We start from the raw sequence: 14,194 nt of genomic DNA, 5'->3' as shown, positions 1-14,194 counted from the left end.
TCCGTTATCTTCCTGGCTTGGCCTGTCCTTTCCTAAAACTTCCGCTTACTCACCAAAGGTTCTGGCCCACATCACATCCTTGATTGCGGTTTCATAAGGAATGCCCAGCTGTACCAGTCCGTCGGCAATGGAAGCAATGGAGGCGGTCGGGTTGTCTGCAAAGAATTGATTGCACAGCCTGTTAAAGTGCTTGATTTTCTCCTCCTGTTCTGCTCCCTCGTCAAGCTGCAAAGCATTCACAAAGCTGCTGATTACCTCACTGAATGTCTCATTTATTTTCTTCTGTACCTCCTCGCTTGCGCCCTTTGCAGGCTCAGCCACGGTGTAAGGAAGAAAATCGCTAAGATCCCCCAGATACCCCATCCAATGACGCTCTCGGGGCATTCTGACACTCAAACCCGGATCCTCCGGGTGCGGGAAATTCACCTCAACGAGCAGATGATCCATGCTTGGTATTCCGAGCACCCGTCCAACACAAAGGCACGGGTTGTCACTCCAAAAAACGCTGCCCGATTCCGTCCACTTTGTAGAGAAAATGAAGACGGGATCTTCCTCCTCACCAAATTCAAGTTCAGTCTTTCCCTCCGGGGTCAGGTGGAGCTCATATGCCTCCCAGTCATAGCCCCAAAGAAACTGTGTGATGGGCAGCGGTATTTCAAAACTCTGTTCATCATTGATTAAAAACATTTCCTCAAATTTCGGAAAATCCTCCTTTTTACGAATTCCAAGCCGCTCCAGTTCCTTTTGAATTGCCGGTAAAAATGTAATTTCTGTTCCTGACATTGTAATGTCCTCCTCTATGTTTTATAATCTTCCACAAATGCTCAAAATCTCCTATCATTTCTCTCATCCATATATCCGAAAAGCACTTATATTTTGTTCTTAGCCATCATGCTCCTCAGAAGACGCTTCATGCGCTCACTGCCCAGAGAAGCCCCCAGCCCGGCCTTTCCAAAACCTCTTGCAGGAGATTTAGCCAGGCTTCCAGATAAAAAAGAAAATCCTCCGCCGAGAAAATGAAACGGGGTGCCTCCAGCCTCAAGGAGGATTTCTGTATTTCTTCCTTTCGCTCTATGCTCCACTTTGCAAGAACGACGCGGATTTCCTGCTGGCTCAAGCAGGCGGAAAAATCAATTTCTGCAAGCCAATCCCCCTCCGGCTCCGGTTCTGCTTCAAAATTTTTCCAATACTGACAAAAGGAGTGGCTGAACAGGCGGCTGATGATAAAATCAAGACTTTCTTTGCACCCCTGTGACAGCTCCTCACGTAGCCGCTCATAAAACGCATTCGCTTCCTCCGCTACATCCCAATGCTCCACCAGTCTATCCCCAAAAGCGTCTATTTCCAAAATCCATTCCTGATATTCCGATTTCACAATTCCTTTATCATCTAAATACTTCTCCCAGAAGTCGCAGCTCATATTTCCTCGCTTCTCCCAATCGATGGTATAAAATAAACCATCCCAACTCATGCTATTGCCTCCCATTTATCTATTTCCATATAATCAGTTTTCTTCTAAGCTCACACTCCAATAATGGCGATTCATATCTTCCTTACTTACCTATGCCTCCTGTGACAGGTATCCATTGTCAGATTTTCCAGCTAGCTTAAGCCTCTCTAAAAATCCGTCAAATTTATCATGAGACCGCCTCGTTAACCCTTTCTTTTCAGAAGAATATCTCCCCAGTTAAGTGTTAATCCCCGTCCTTCATCCCCCTCCAGCTGGTAGTTTCCCCAACAAGTCCGGTCATTTGTTTCATTATCAATCATGATACGGTACTCATAATACCCATGTCCTGTCAGGGTTGGAAGGAAATGAAGAAAATACCTTCCCGGAGCATCAAGATTATTTTTTGAAAAAAGTTCCAATCAGATGCCAAGCGGTAATATTACACACTTTCACTATGGAGCAATTCACTTAATATCCCCATGATCCGTCGCGCATCCTCCACTGTCGGTGCATCCACGGAAAACATGCCCACCTCACAGTCAAACAAATACTTTGTTTTGTCCTTTTGCTGCTTCAGCTTTTGCCTGACCATCTGCTCTAAATCAACATTATGCTTGCCGTTCAGCTGGTCTGTAAAATCCCCAAACACGCAAAAGGTAATGCCCTTTACCGTTTTGTGCTCGTACAGCGAAATGTCTTGAACCATTTCCATAAATTGCAGAGAGGTTGTAGTCAGTTCGTTGTTCTTAAAATACAACGCTCCCCACGGATGGGTGAGCAGAATATCACAAAGCTGCTCCTGCAGTGCAGGCACAACGTTTATTTCCAGCTCCTGCAGCAAAGGCAGCTGCTTGAGGACAGACCAATCCTCCCCGGGACGAACCACAAACAGCCGAAGATTCTGCAGCTTCTGTGCCCGCAGCAACGCCTCCGGATGAAGCACCTTGGTAATGCTGTCCAGAAGGAGCACCTGCACGGTTTCCAATGAGCCGATGCTTTCCAGGTCAAGGACGGTATCCAGATGATCCAGAAACATTCTTAACATCCCTGTGTTATGGATCACACTTTTTGCGATTCCCGTGTGGTCGCAATTGAACACCTCAAGCTTTAAGGAAAGCTGCTCTTTGTCGGAGGTAAACTTACGAACGCCGAAGAAATAGAGCTCTCTTAAATTTGGCATCTGCTCAAGTAAATGCAGGTTTTTTATCTCGCCGACGCTGCTGAAATCCAGGCTTTCGAGCTGCGGATAGGCGAGAAGCTGCCGGATGTCAACACTTTTAAGAAAAATAAATTTGACGCTGTTGTATTCTGTGAGAGCTTGCCAGACTTCCTCCGTATTGTTATCCTTCCGGATATCCAGATTTTTGCGGCGCTCCTGTGAGGCCTCCCATGGTTCTATGTAGCTTTTGCGTCTTTCTGTATATCTTTGCCTTACCTCCCTAAAAGCTTCCTCCAGCTCGTCCTCGCTTACCTTCGACTTCAGATTATAATAAAAAGTCCCCCACAAGCCCAGCCTCTTGAAGGACGGCAGGATATCCTCCGTCCATTTCACATCCGGCTGAGACTCTGCAAATCTGCGGATTCGGTCCCAGTTATTTCCGCCCCTTGGGGTGTTCCATTCCCTCAGGCAGCAATCTAAAATCATTTTGTCAATCCAAAGCGCTCTTTCGTTCATAACGAACTCCTTTCCTTCAAACAAGGCTTCCTTTATAAAATTAACAGCTCCAGCAGCCCACTTTCGATAAATCTTTGTTTACGCCGCACTGCATCCTTCAGGTCCAGCTCGTCCGTTTCCGGAAAGATACGGAAGGCCTCCTCCCAAAAGCGTTCTCTGTCCTCCGGCATATGTTCAAAGGTCATCAGCAGGCACTCAAAATCCAGCTCCTGCAAAAGCACCCCGTACTTTACGTCCCATTCGCGCAGGGTATTGATATGCAGCTCTATGCAATCATCATAGAAAAACATATGTGCATAAGCCAGCCACTTATCCTCTGCCTTAAAAATAGTATAACGGGTAATCTCTATGTTGGTGCCGTTCTGCTCGTCATAAGCTAGGAAGCTCTTCCAGACCTGATAGCCGAAAGGTGCCAGCCTGCTACGGAGTGCTTCAAAAAAACGTTTCCGATTCTCCTCTGGGTCTTCTATGCCAATCGCCAGGAAAAGCTTGATTGCATCCGGCTTTTCTTCCGTTTTCACAAACAGTTTCTGGGGAGCATTTTCATACCAGTAGCTGCCATACTGGTAAAAAAGTGGCTCCTGACCCATGTAGTCCCATTCACCCCAACCAAACTCTGTAGGGATCATTCCCTGCTCCAGCGCCAAATCGGTGGTGATTGCCTCAAGCAAAAGAAGCAGTGCTTCCTCCTCCAGAAAACCTGCCAGCTCCAGAGGGGATTCCCCCGGCCGGTAGCCGTCAAGCACCTGTGCGCCAAGAGACAGCAGCAGGCTTACCAGCTCGGCATCCTTGTTGCGTATCGCGTATTGCAGGGGTGTACCACCCTCCGGCATCGTCTGCTCCATGGGAAAACGGTTATGCCCCGCAAGCATGAGAATGCGACTGAAATCACGCTCCTGCAACACTTTGACAGGATCTGCGGAAAGTGCTTCCTCTGTTTGGCGTTGCTCCCCGTAAACAGTCCGCCAATAGCTCCGGTTCTGCTCTCTACGGCGAAACAGAACCCGCTCCATCCACATTGGGTAAGTGAGGCAATCCAGCTTGTCCTGCCCATCGGCGAACCCCAGTCGTTCCCACCAGAGGTGCTGACTATCGTCCTGTTTGTTATCCATCCTATCTGCCTCCCTTCTTCCTGCATCATATTTTAAACTTCCATATATAGGTGTTTCTTGCCACCTGCAAGACCATTACGGTTTAATCTCCCCATGGGTCTTGTTATGATATATGCTTTTGCACTCCTCCAAAGCCTGATCCGCCCACCTTTCCATATAGGCCAGAAAGCCGGAGGCTTGCTTTGCACCCAAAACTAGTTTTCCTCTTTCATAAAATCCGTCCGGTTGTGCTCTCATGCTCTGACCGGCACATCCATCTACCTGCCAGACAGTTCCTGCCATCTCGCCCCCGACTACCAACACGTCCCAATACCTGTGTCCGTGATTCGTAAGAACTACACCCCCTTCTATGGAAAGGACACGAGGAACAATGTTCATAAAATACCGGTCGCGCTCCCCTGCACTCATATTCTCCTGCAGCGGAGTCTCCAACAATCTTTTGTATCGTTTTACATGCTTGCCTTTCAGCTCATGAAAATAAGTAATTCTTCCGTAGCCGGTATCCTTATTAAAATCTCTTTCTTCAAACCAGCCGCCGGTGTCTGCACACTCAGCATAATAACTGACGGAACTGTAGATTTGCTGATACAGCTCTCTTGACTCCGCAGGAGATAAAAGCCCATAACCCGGTCCGGTTCCGTAGCCTGCCAGTTTTAAATATTCCCGGTATTCCTCCGGTAATTTCAGACTGCAATCCGTTTCCCATTGCGCCAATTCCTCCTCGAAAACCGGATGGAACGTATACCGGTGCCCCGACTGCTGTCCAGCCGCGCCGAATATGCGAAGCTCTGTGTCCGTTTCCTTTAATCTCTGCAGCTTATCCCGAAGTGCCAGAATTCTTTCCTGCCTGCTCTTTTCCTTCATCTGACCGCTCCCTTCCTTTCCTTCACCGCACATTCCTTACCGCCGTTACGCCCATGGCATCTGTAAAATGCTATAGGAGAACAAAAACTTTCCCTTTATTACTTTTCCTCCTCAGCCAGTCTTGCCAAAACGCCTTCATCCATGGGTAAAAATGAGAAGCTTGGGTGCCCTGCCAGCTCCTTTAGCTCTGAAAAAGAACGGTCAAATGCGGCGGCCGCCGCTCGAATCAGCTGTTCCGGCTCTACCTTGTCCAGACTGTCATACCCCTCGCTGTTCTCAAACTCGCTTAGGCTTGCCTGAAAGGACAGCAATTGGTCAACCTTAAAAAGACTGTACGCGTCCTCCAGGCTGCTCCAAAACTGTTCAATACTTGCGTTGTCCGGATAGCCAATCCTTTCGGCGATTTCTCTGCCTCTGTCCGGATATTCCTCAAAGGGCAGGGAAATGACTCCACCCGTTTCAAAGGAAAGCACCAGCTTATAATATCTGCGCCCATAGTTTATTCCCCACACATAGGCAATCGGAACACCCGGAATGAAACGGTCTTTCGGACCAACCTTCCACATATCGTCATAGGAATAAAGCTGCAGGCAGGCCGCTCCAAACCCATTAAACTCCATGGGGCCATCCAAATTTTTTATGCTCACTGTATCCAGTAAATACTTTTCAGCCAACGGATGCAATATCCTTGGCCGATAGCGCTCCTTCACCGCTTGCAGGAACGCTTCCCGCTCATTTTGGGTGATGGCCAGAAACATCCCCTGTTCCACATCGTCCGACCCTTCCAGCAGCTGGATTTCTTCTTCCGAATACACTTCCATTTGATTTTCCTCCCTTGTAGTCGCAGGATATCTGCTCTGCATCATTCTTGTTCCCTGCGGTATACCTCCAGATTTTCAAGCGCCATTTGTTCTCCCATGGCCGCTGCCTGTTCCCAAAGTGCCTTCGCTTTTCTGACATCCTTCGGCAAAATCCCATGATAATAGAGCCGACCTAAATTATTCATGGCTCCCGTATGTCCTAACGCAGCAGCCGCCTCGTAAAGCCCGGCTGCCTTCTGCGGGTTTTTCTCCGTTCCTTTTCCATTCTCGTAGCATTGCGCCAAATCGAAAAGTCCGTGTTCATCCTTCTGCACAGCGGCCTTCCCATACCAGTAAAATGCCTTCTCAAAGGATTGCTCTACACCCTCGCCCCACTCATAGCACAGCCCAAGACCGACCTGTGCCGAGGCATCTCCCTGCTCCGCCGCAAGAAGATACCAATGGGCTGCCTGAGTAGGATCTATGCCGGTTCCTTTTCCGTATTTATAACACAGCGCCAGATTTAACTGTGCCTGGGCGTATCCCCTTTCCGCCGACTTTTTATACCACTTTACAGCCTGAACCATATCAATCTCCGTACCTTCTCCAAGCTCAAAGCAGGCGCCGGCCTTTGAGCAGGCAAGCACATTATCATTCTCAGCTGATTTTAAATACCATCGAAAGGCTTCCTCTGTATTCTTTTGGCAGCCTATCCCTTTCTCATAGCACATGGCTAATCTCAACTGGGCTAAGGGCTCCTCTTGATATGCTGCTTTCTGATACCAGAAAACCGCAAGCCCGTAATCAGCCGCAAGCCCATTCCCAAACTGATAAAACTCTCCCAGCTTTGACTGTGCGGCGGCATATTCCTGCTCAGCGGCTTTTCTATAGTAGAACAACGCCTCCAAAAGATTGCTCTCCACTCCTTCGCCCCGCTCATAGCAGCTGCCCAGATAATACTGTGCCCTGGAATGTTCGTGGGCTGCAGCTTTTGTAAACCACCGGACAGCTTCCTTTTTATCCTGTAAAACACCCTTGCCCTCATAATAACAAAGCCCCAGGTTCAGAAATGCATTGGGATAATCCCCTTCCGCAGATTTCCTGAACCACTCCAGCGCTTGCTCCATATCCTCAGGCACGCCTTCTCCATACCTATAATGCCACCCCAGATTGTTCTGTGTCCGGGGGCTTCCCCACTGTGCTGACTTTGATAGTAGGGCCACTGCTGCCGGTGCATTTTCCGGAACACCTCTTCCAAGGCTAAAGCATCTGCCAAGCTCGGCCATCGCCCCTGGCAACCCCAAAAGTGTGGCTTTCCCATACCAGTAAAAGGCCAGAATATCACTTTGCGACACCTTACTATCGCCCTTCTCGTAGTCCTGTGCCAGGGCAAACATGGCCTCCGCGTCCTCAGGATACGGTCCTGATTCCGGTGTTATCGTATCCAAGGCCTCCCTGATTCTTTTTTCCTCATATTCGCTCAGTGTCAGAACCGGTATTTTATCCTTTTCCATTGGTGCCTCCTTGATTTATTTTCCACGGCTTCCACAATCTCGTCCGAACGGAACATAACTGCACACACGTTCCAGCATTTCAGCGTAAGAGGGGAATGCTTTCCTAAAGGATACTTTCATACTCTTTTAAGAATTCTTCCCAGTTTAGTTTGGGATTCCATTTCATATATTGTTCCTTATTAAGAGGCTGCCCTTGAAATATGCGTTCCAATTCCACGACATCGAGCTCCACCTCATAATAATCCTTTGCCCAGCTGGCATAAGCCTCAGCACCGTGGATAATACTCTCAAGAATCGAAAGCTCACCAGCCTTCAGTTCATAAAGAGAATTCCAATTCTCGTTCTCAATCTGCCAGATACAGAAGCTGGTTTCTTCCGGAAGAAATGCCGGTTGAGAAAAGAAATCACAAAACTCTCCGGGAAGCAGGGTTTCAAAGGGAAACTCTCCCTTGACTCCGCTTATCCTTTTATGTATCCACGGACAGCCTCTCTCCAGTCCTTTGATGATTACATTATTCCCACGGAACAGTGCAAAATAATGTTCTCCGTCACTACCCCTCATGGAAGCCATAATTTCATCGGAGCCCCAGTATGCATCGTAAGAATAGTAACGATACTCCCAATCCGGCGATAATATGGCATCCATGACTGCCATTATCCTCATGGACGATTTCATTTTTTGAGCATCTGGTAATACACTTAAAATCTTATGATTCATCACTCTCCACCTTTTATTCCGTGGCTTCTACAATCTCATCCTCGCTGAACATAACCGCCGAAACACGTCCCAGCATTTCAGCATAAGAGGGGAAGGCCTGCTGTACCATAGACGCAGGGATTTCTCCTTTGCCGCCGTCCAGCCTCTTCACATCCTCATAGGAAAAATCATATACCGCCAAATCTCCGCTGTCGCCGCTCTTCACTGCAAGAACAGAACGCAGGTTTTCCATAATCGCCGCAACAATCAGCAGGGGTTCACCCTCCACGAGGATTTCTGAATACTCACCTAAATCCTTTGCAAAGCACTGGTCATTATAAAAGCTGTCCTGAAACCGGTAATCGTCATATTCCGAATGATCAAAGTGATTGAACTGATACCACAGCAGATTTTCGGAATCAACGCCCAGCAGTATGTTTCCCAGCTCCCGCAGCCAGGCCGGGTCTGATTCACGTCTCTCTTTTTTGAAAAATGTTTGGGTGGGAAAGCTGGAAATAAACTGCCCGAGGGCGGCCTTCTGTTCCTCTACCAGAGTGGACTCCATTACCCAGTTCTTTGCTTCTTCTGCTGTTCCTTTGATTCTCTTTGCCATTTTTTTCCTCTTTTCTTTTTATTTTCTGTGCATACACTCGACCGTCACAATGGACTCATACGTTTATTCCTTTAGCTCTTTTGAAAAAGCTGTCAGGGAATCTGCCAATAAATAGATATTTTGATAATAGGGCTGTTCCACCTCCGGCATTTCTTCCTCGCTGTCCCATAAAAATATTCTTCCGAAATTTTCTCCCTCTGTACAAATGCAAATCTGACGTCCGCCTGAATATGCAATGGGCATAAGCTCTTTCGGCATACGGGATGCGTATTCTCTGCACTCCCAAATCAAAAGTCTCCCCAAGGCCGTAAAATAATTCGGCACTATCCAAACGATCCGTCTCAGGATCTAGAAAGTTGCAGTGCTCAGGATGACCGCCATTATGAAGCATAAGAAAGTCAATATAATCCGTTGGAATATCACGCCCAATTTCAGCTTCTACTTTTTTTATGTCTGCGTATTTCAGCTTTGGGCCTTCCCTTATAAAGTGTTTTTCTTCCATACAAAATTCCCTTTCTCAGTTTTCCTCTTTTGTCATTGCGATAAATTCCTCCAAGGAATAGTCCTCTCCCGATTCCAGCTCATACACTCTGTCTGCTGTCAGAAAGACGCCGTCTATCTCCACTTCCTCCTGCAAGACAAGCGGCTCTCCGGTCAGCGCGCCAAGCTGTCCCTCCCAGTCGCCCAACTGTACGGTCTCTGTCTCTTCGTCATAGGCTCTGTACTCAAAAAGCAAATCCGAAACGTATCCGTCCGTCGCTGTGTTTCCGTCCTCGCCCTTTATGACAGGGGTACCCCCCTCTGTAAAGGAAGCGGTCAGCTTGCCCGGAACTGTTATGTTAAGGAATGGGTGAATATCCACAAAGTCCGTCTGTTCCCCGGCTGTATAGCACGTTATCCGAATGGTCTGCCCGTAGGACAGCAAGGCATAGAAGCCAAGGCTTGCTTTGATTCTGGTGAGCAGCATCTGCCGAAGCTTCTCCGTATCAGAGGATATCATGCGGAAATCCTCGCGCATACCCCCTGGCTCCGCAAGCATTTTCAGGTAATAAAAGCTTTTGCCATGCCCCTCTTTCTGTGCAAGGAGTGCCTGATAGTCTGTATTACTGCGCAGGGGCGCATAGCACGGATATGTATCCAGCTTACTTTTTAGCTCCGGCGCAATTTTCACGGCCTTTTGCAGCCACCGAACTGCTTCTTCCGCATTTTTGGCGGCAACGTACAGCTCCGCCATGGTCAGGTAGGGGAGCGTATTTTCCGGCTGAATGCGTATGCATCGCTTGAGACCATCGATTCCCTCCTGAAACTTTTCCTTTGGGATGTATGTATCACATACAAGATGGTTGACAGCGTCTACCACCGCCTCTGGGGTAATCCCCTCGGGCGCAAGCCTGATTACCCGCGGATCATAATCCAGCGCTCTGGCTAAATCCTCTGCCGTACCGGAGGACACGAGCAAGTCCGAAACCCATCACGTGGGACTGCCGCTTTGGTATTTCTCTGCCCCTGCACGGAAAAGCTTCTCCGCCGCCTCAGCCGCAAGCCTTTCCTCCCCGATGATTTTCCCATACCGGACATAGGGCTTTAAAGGCGCATAGCAGCCGTAACCCTCCAGCTTCCCGGCCCTTCCCGGTTCCTTTTCCACCGCTTTTTCCAGCCATTCCAGTGCATCATAAGGTTCTCCAGCCGCTGTCAAAAGCTCCGCCATGGTCAGCTGCCCCATGACATAATCCGGCTTTAGAAACAATGCGGAATCCAAAAATCCTCTCGCAGCGGTAAAGTTCCTGCCTCCAATATTCTGGCAGGCAAGGGAATTGAGCTGGGACAGTACAAAATCCAGCGAAAAGCCCTCCTTGTCAAAAAGGTTCTCCAATGTCCGATTAAGACGTAAAGCGCGCACGGCTTCCTCCGCCGCTATCCATATGCTGCCCTCATAATAAGCGGTCTGTGCCCGGCGAAAGATTGCTTCAGGCCATAAGGGCTCCTTCTCCGCCGCCATGCTGAAATACCGGTAAGCACTTCTGTTGTTCCCCTTCTCCAGGTACTCCATGCCAAGCCTGTAGTACTCTTTTCTCAAAGTATCAATTTCTACATTCATGTTGTCATCCTCCGTTTAATTGCAAATTTCTGCTGCAAGTTCTTATTTTTGCTTCTATCCCTAACTGCCACTACGATTTATTATTTCTGCTTCAAATCGTTACTTTTGCTACAATCACTTGTTCAGTTTCAATCTCTTCACTTCTGCTTCAATCCCTTGCTCTGACAATACTTGCAGCATTTTTTCATATCCATACATCCTGCCATTCATGTCATATTCAAAACAATCCCTATAATACAGGAAGCTTTCCAGTATTCGAAAAAAATGCCTGTCCTGACTACAGTCAAAGCGAAGCTCAAAATTTATTTGTTTGCTCATTGGTAAATATGGTTTCATTGAAATAGACAGTGATTGATAAATTGGCTCATAACGAACTGTGATTTCAGGCTGGTCTTCCCGGTTATGATACCATGCCTTCAGTTCTTCCTGATTCTCTGTATCGAGTATCTCGTATACCTGATCAAAGCTCCAACCATCTTCAAGAAAATCCTGAAGGAAGCGTTTCTTCCTGTATAATCGCATACAAGCCTCCTCAGAATCATTATATAATCCCTCAAGCTCCTTCGTCGCTCTCTCCTGAATCTGTTCCTCTTCGAGCAGAAAATCATTCTCTGTATGAAAAAGAGCTTGAACCCGTTCTGCCGGATAAATTGGACCAAGAGCATACAGCACGCCGTCAGCTTCTAACCAATCATAGAATTCTTTCTCTGTCTCTGCCTGCGATAATACGATTCGGGTTGGACCCGAAGCGGTACGGGTAAACCAAAGATTAATCACACGACCTCCATGTGCTTCCAAAAGCTCTTTGCCCCAAGGAATGTTCATAAAGCATCCCAGAAGTCGGAATCGCTTATAGTTATTTTCCTTCCACACCCGTCTCAGCATCGCATCCCGTTTTCTATTCATTTGAATTACTGCAAGCTCGCCTGCATCATCATCTTTGGGATCAGAATCTTCCTTTGCGACTCGAAGAAGGAGTTCATTTTTATGCCACTCTGTTTTCGTAAATTCATATAAGAAATATTCATCCATGGACCTTACTCCTTAACTTAAGGTTGCTCTGATTTCATAAAAGATGTTGTCAGTGCTGTGCTTTTGTTGCTTTCTCTAAAGCCAATGCAGGCAACTCCTTATTTCCATCCTGATATTTATAATTGAATTTCATCTTGGTAATTTTCCATTCCTCCTGAACCATTTTCAGATTAAAATCATAGCTTCCGACCACTATCCAGACATTTCCCTTTTCGTGTTCCAGATAATGACTTGCTGTCCCATAACAGAACACTGCAGCCTCTGTGGGTTGAGCCTTAATAATCATATTACCAAGCTGATGATGGGTACATGTGAATCCAGGCAATACATATTTCCAACCTGCTATGATGTCTTCTGCTGTTAATTCAGCAGCCGGCTGTCCATTCATAGATGAATAATCAAGAACCAGTTTTTCAGCAAAACACTCTTTCACTCTTGACCAGTCCCGTAAATCCACAGCAATAAATAAATGATTGATCATTTCTTCCATAGTCATATCATATTCCTCCTGATATTGATTGTATTTTATGTATTTTATTTGAAGCATCTCAAAATGCATGCAAGTTTTTATACTTTTAGCAAAGCATCCATTGTCACAATTTACAATTTATAGAATTCGGTTCTCACCTTCCCTGACTGCTTCTACTACACTCAGCTCACCTGCCAGAAGTTTCAGCAGGGACTCCTCATATCGGAACATGGTTTCAATTGCAATTTGAAACAGATCCTCCAACATACCCTTTGTCGGCTCCATTCCGATACAGCACATGGAATTTTTAAAACGTACTTGCCCATCGGAAGGATTAAATTCAAAATTTCCGTAATTCATGTCCTTATTAACCCTATGTATATATTCTGATACGGCTGCTCTTTTTTCTTCCTCCACCTCGGGAAGCATCTCAACAATCAAATCTGCATAGTTTCTTCTGATAAATGCTCTATAACTGTAATAATCAATTTTACTTTGATTTAACTTAGACTTAAAATTAATAGCGGCGTAATTTTCCTCTTCCTCAAAGTTGAATTTGAAATTCTTATTCTCCAAGTACTGCTTAATTCCACTTGTAATTTCCTTTGAATATGTACTCATACTCTGTCTCCTTTATTCATTGAAGGCTTCCTTCACCTGTGTTCTTCGTATCAAAGTGCCACAATTGCATATGCTTCATCCTGATAGGGCGGAAGGGCGCTCCAGCCGGCGATAAATCTAGCCTCCGGCATGAATTCTTCCAAATCCCCAAGATAGCAATCCTCTTCGTAATCATCTTCTTCTGTGTAAAAGTCAAAATGACTCTGCAAATAAAGCAGAAAACCAATTATTTTATTGTCCAGACCTTCCTTTATGAACGTCGGCAGACCTCGGTATCCTCCCCAGGATTTTGGATTTTGATTCCCATGTCCTCTGGATTCCATTCCCATAGTCTGAAGCAGCTTAACGACACTGTCCTCCTCCGCTAATGACTCGAAGAGGGATTCACTGTAGGGATTATATCTTAAAAAAGCAAAGCTTCCACCGGTAAATTCCTTGCACTCTCTGCCCTGCATCCATTCCCCCATAAGGTTCAATTGCCAGGAGAGTTCTTCCTCCTCATCGTCATCTGAGTCATCCTCCTCGTATTCCTTACCCTCATCTTCATCACCGGTCCTTCTACGAGAAAGCCCTCCAAATCTTCCGTTTTCAAAGAAATAGGCATCCATTTCACTTCCATCAGCAAACACAAAGGTTGTAACAGAAGCTCCGTCTTGCTGCTGTTCTTCCTCCACATGCTCTGTCAAACCAACGGCTTCCTTCGGTGATATGGTTCCTGCCATAACCTTTTTTAATCCAACAATATTTTCAGTGTATCCTGCATATGCCATTAGAATTGTTTCCTGCAACATCTCAATGGTTGGATGGATATCAGGCATCATCAACGTACATTTATAGTAGATTACTCCTTCGTCGAAATCGAATTCAAAATTTCCTCTTTCATTGTAATAATTGACCCAATGCAGATATTCCGCTACTCTCAATTTGTTGCTCTCATTGGCAGATAAATCTGTTTTCATAAAGACATTAACAAGTTGTTCCGACAACTTAATGTAAAACAGACCATTCAAACGAAACTTATCCAGTCTCAAATCAACAAAAAATGAACTATCTTCTTCATCAAATTTAAATTCAAAACCAAACTCATCTAATATTTTTTTTATATCCTCTGCTACCTGTTCTGAATACATGCTATCTCTCCTTATTATATTAATTCCGTGTAAATGTTCTTGTTCCAACTATACACAATGTCTGTTCCTATTGTATTGTAAAAGAACGACACCCTTCGGTGTCGCCCCATAATATGAGT

General features: G+C 46.3%; 16 protein-coding genes and 1 pseudogene. All 17 read right to left on the bottom strand.

The window, feature by feature from the left end:
- Positions 1-45: 45 nt before the first annotated feature.
- The 17 genes and pseudogenes from bsdcttw_RS10880 to bsdcttw_RS10800 all read right to left on the bottom strand — a co-directional run bounded on the left by bsdcttw_RS10880 (position 46) and on the right by bsdcttw_RS10800 (position 14,075).
- A complete protein-coding gene (locus tag bsdcttw_RS10880; RefSeq protein ID WP_185259384.1) occupies positions 46-783 on the bottom strand; it encodes a hypothetical protein in 738 nt (245 codons plus the stop codon).
- Positions 784-910: 127 nt separating this feature from the next.
- Positions 911-1,471 (bottom strand): hypothetical protein, encoded by a 561-nt coding sequence (locus bsdcttw_RS10875; RefSeq protein ID WP_185259383.1) that lies wholly within the window; start codon positions 1,469-1,471, stop codon positions 911-913.
- Positions 1,472-1,889: 418 nt separating this feature from the next.
- Complete coding sequence (locus bsdcttw_RS10865; RefSeq protein WP_185259381.1) at positions 1,890-3,125, bottom strand: hypothetical protein; 1,236 nt, start codon at positions 3,123-3,125, stop codon at positions 1,890-1,892.
- Positions 3,126-3,157: 32 nt separating this feature from the next.
- Positions 3,158-4,237 (bottom strand): hypothetical protein, encoded by a 1,080-nt coding sequence (locus tag bsdcttw_RS10860; protein WP_185259380.1) that lies wholly within the window; start codon positions 4,235-4,237, stop codon positions 3,158-3,160.
- A 75-nt stretch (positions 4,238-4,312) separates the two neighbouring features.
- Positions 4,313-5,134, bottom strand: coding sequence for an SMI1/KNR4 family protein (locus bsdcttw_RS10855; RefSeq protein ID WP_185259379.1), 822 nt, complete (start codon positions 5,132-5,134; stop codon positions 4,313-4,315).
- A gap of 65 nt (positions 5,135-5,199) precedes the next feature.
- Positions 5,200-5,967 (bottom strand): hypothetical protein, encoded by a 768-nt coding sequence (locus tag bsdcttw_RS10850; RefSeq protein ID WP_185259378.1) that lies wholly within the window; start codon positions 5,965-5,967, stop codon positions 5,200-5,202.
- Positions 5,964-7,415 carry an SEL1-like repeat protein gene (locus tag bsdcttw_RS10845; protein WP_185259377.1) on the bottom strand — a complete coding sequence of 484 codons (1,452 nt, stop codon included), beginning with the start codon at positions 7,413-7,415 and terminating at the stop codon, positions 5,964-5,966. Before bsdcttw_RS10845 ends, bsdcttw_RS10850 begins: the two co-directional genes overlap by 4 nt.
- Before the next feature lie 103 nt (positions 7,416-7,518).
- Positions 7,519-8,133, bottom strand: a complete 615-nt coding sequence (locus tag bsdcttw_RS10840; protein ID WP_185259376.1) for a hypothetical protein — start codon at positions 8,131-8,133, stop codon at positions 7,519-7,521.
- Positions 8,134-8,146: 13 nt separating this feature from the next.
- Positions 8,147-8,725, bottom strand: a complete 579-nt coding sequence (locus bsdcttw_RS10835; protein WP_185259375.1) for a hypothetical protein — start codon at positions 8,723-8,725, stop codon at positions 8,147-8,149.
- Between the two features lie 63 nt (positions 8,726-8,788).
- Positions 8,789-9,016, bottom strand: coding sequence for an SMI1/KNR4 family protein (locus bsdcttw_RS25055; protein WP_225903887.1), 228 nt, complete (start codon positions 9,014-9,016; stop codon positions 8,789-8,791).
- Positions 9,017-9,071: 55 nt separating this feature from the next.
- Positions 9,072-9,227: pseudogene (locus tag bsdcttw_RS25505) on the bottom strand (SMI1/KNR4 family protein); the annotation flags it as partial.
- A 15-nt stretch (positions 9,228-9,242) separates the two neighbouring features.
- Entirely contained in the window at positions 9,243-9,959 is a 717-nt protein-coding gene (locus bsdcttw_RS10825) for a TPR end-of-group domain-containing protein (protein ID WP_185259373.1), read from the bottom strand.
- Positions 9,960-10,196: 237 nt separating this feature from the next.
- Positions 10,197-10,823 (bottom strand): tetratricopeptide repeat protein, encoded by a 627-nt coding sequence (locus bsdcttw_RS10820; RefSeq protein WP_185259372.1) that lies wholly within the window; start codon positions 10,821-10,823, stop codon positions 10,197-10,199.
- A gap of 114 nt (positions 10,824-10,937) precedes the next feature.
- Positions 10,938-11,855, bottom strand: a complete 918-nt coding sequence (locus bsdcttw_RS10815; RefSeq protein WP_185259371.1) for a hypothetical protein — start codon at positions 11,853-11,855, stop codon at positions 10,938-10,940.
- Between the two features lie 49 nt (positions 11,856-11,904).
- Entirely contained in the window at positions 11,905-12,351 is a 447-nt protein-coding gene (locus tag bsdcttw_RS10810; RefSeq protein ID WP_185259370.1) for a nuclear transport factor 2 family protein, read from the bottom strand.
- Positions 12,352-12,462: 111 nt separating this feature from the next.
- Positions 12,463-12,945, bottom strand: coding sequence for a type III secretion system chaperone family protein (locus bsdcttw_RS10805; RefSeq protein ID WP_185259369.1), 483 nt, complete (start codon positions 12,943-12,945; stop codon positions 12,463-12,465).
- A gap of 50 nt (positions 12,946-12,995) precedes the next feature.
- Positions 12,996-14,075, bottom strand: coding sequence for a type III secretion system chaperone family protein (locus bsdcttw_RS10800; protein ID WP_185259368.1), 1,080 nt, complete (start codon positions 14,073-14,075; stop codon positions 12,996-12,998).
- Positions 14,076-14,194: the final 119 nt, after the last annotated feature.

Source organism: Anaerocolumna chitinilytica, assembly GCF_014218355.1.
Taxonomy (GTDB): domain Bacteria; phylum Bacillota; class Clostridia; order Lachnospirales; family Lachnospiraceae; genus Anaerocolumna; species Anaerocolumna chitinilytica.
Note: the sequence above shows the minus strand (reverse complement) of the source record. Positions and strands in the feature narration are given on the sequence as shown.

What these genes read in the sequence shown, in the direction of transcription:
- bsdcttw_RS10865 (WP_185259381.1), bottom strand. Translation starts at nt 3,125, where the DNA reads ATGAACGAAAGAGCGCTTTGGATTGACAAAATGATTTTAGATTGCTGC.
- bsdcttw_RS10875 (WP_185259383.1), bottom strand. Translation starts at nt 1,471, where the DNA reads ATGAGTTGGGATGGTTTATTTTATACCATCGATTGGGAGAAGCGAGGA.
- bsdcttw_RS10810 (WP_185259370.1), bottom strand. Translation starts at nt 12,351, where the DNA reads ATGACTATGGAAGAAATGATCAATCATTTATTTATTGCTGTGGATTTA.
- bsdcttw_RS10800 (WP_185259368.1), bottom strand. Translation starts at nt 14,075, where the DNA reads ATGTATTCAGAACAGGTAGCAGAGGATATAAAAAAAATATTAGATGAG.
- bsdcttw_RS10805 (WP_185259369.1), bottom strand. Translation starts at nt 12,945, where the DNA reads ATGAGTACATATTCAAAGGAAATTACAAGTGGAATTAAGCAGTACTTG.
- bsdcttw_RS10850 (WP_185259378.1), bottom strand. Translation starts at nt 5,967, where the DNA reads ATGATGCAGAGCAGATATCCTGCGACTACAAGGGAGGAAAATCAAATG.
- bsdcttw_RS10880 (WP_185259384.1), bottom strand. Translation starts at nt 783, where the DNA reads ATGTCAGGAACAGAAATTACATTTTTACCGGCAATTCAAAAGGAACTG.
- bsdcttw_RS10825 (WP_185259373.1), bottom strand. Translation starts at nt 9,959, where the DNA reads ATGGCGGAGCTGTACGTTGCCGCCAAAAATGCGGAAGAAGCAGTTCGG.
- bsdcttw_RS10855 (WP_185259379.1), bottom strand. Translation starts at nt 5,134, where the DNA reads ATGTGCGGTGAAGGAAAGGAAGGGAGCGGTCAGATGAAGGAAAAGAGC.
- bsdcttw_RS10835 (WP_185259375.1), bottom strand. Translation starts at nt 8,725, where the DNA reads ATGGCAAAGAGAATCAAAGGAACAGCAGAAGAAGCAAAGAACTGGGTA.
- bsdcttw_RS10860 (WP_185259380.1), bottom strand. Translation starts at nt 4,237, where the DNA reads ATGGATAACAAACAGGACGATAGTCAGCACCTCTGGTGGGAACGACTG.
- bsdcttw_RS10845 (WP_185259377.1), bottom strand. Translation starts at nt 7,415, where the DNA reads ATGGAAAAGGATAAAATACCGGTTCTGACACTGAGCGAATATGAGGAA.
- bsdcttw_RS10820 (WP_185259372.1), bottom strand. Translation starts at nt 10,823, where the DNA reads ATGAATGTAGAAATTGATACTTTGAGAAAAGAGTACTACAGGCTTGGC.
- bsdcttw_RS10815 (WP_185259371.1), bottom strand. Translation starts at nt 11,855, where the DNA reads ATGGATGAATATTTCTTATATGAATTTACGAAAACAGAGTGGCATAAA.
- bsdcttw_RS10840 (WP_185259376.1), bottom strand. Translation starts at nt 8,133, where the DNA reads ATGAATCATAAGATTTTAAGTGTATTACCAGATGCTCAAAAAATGAAA.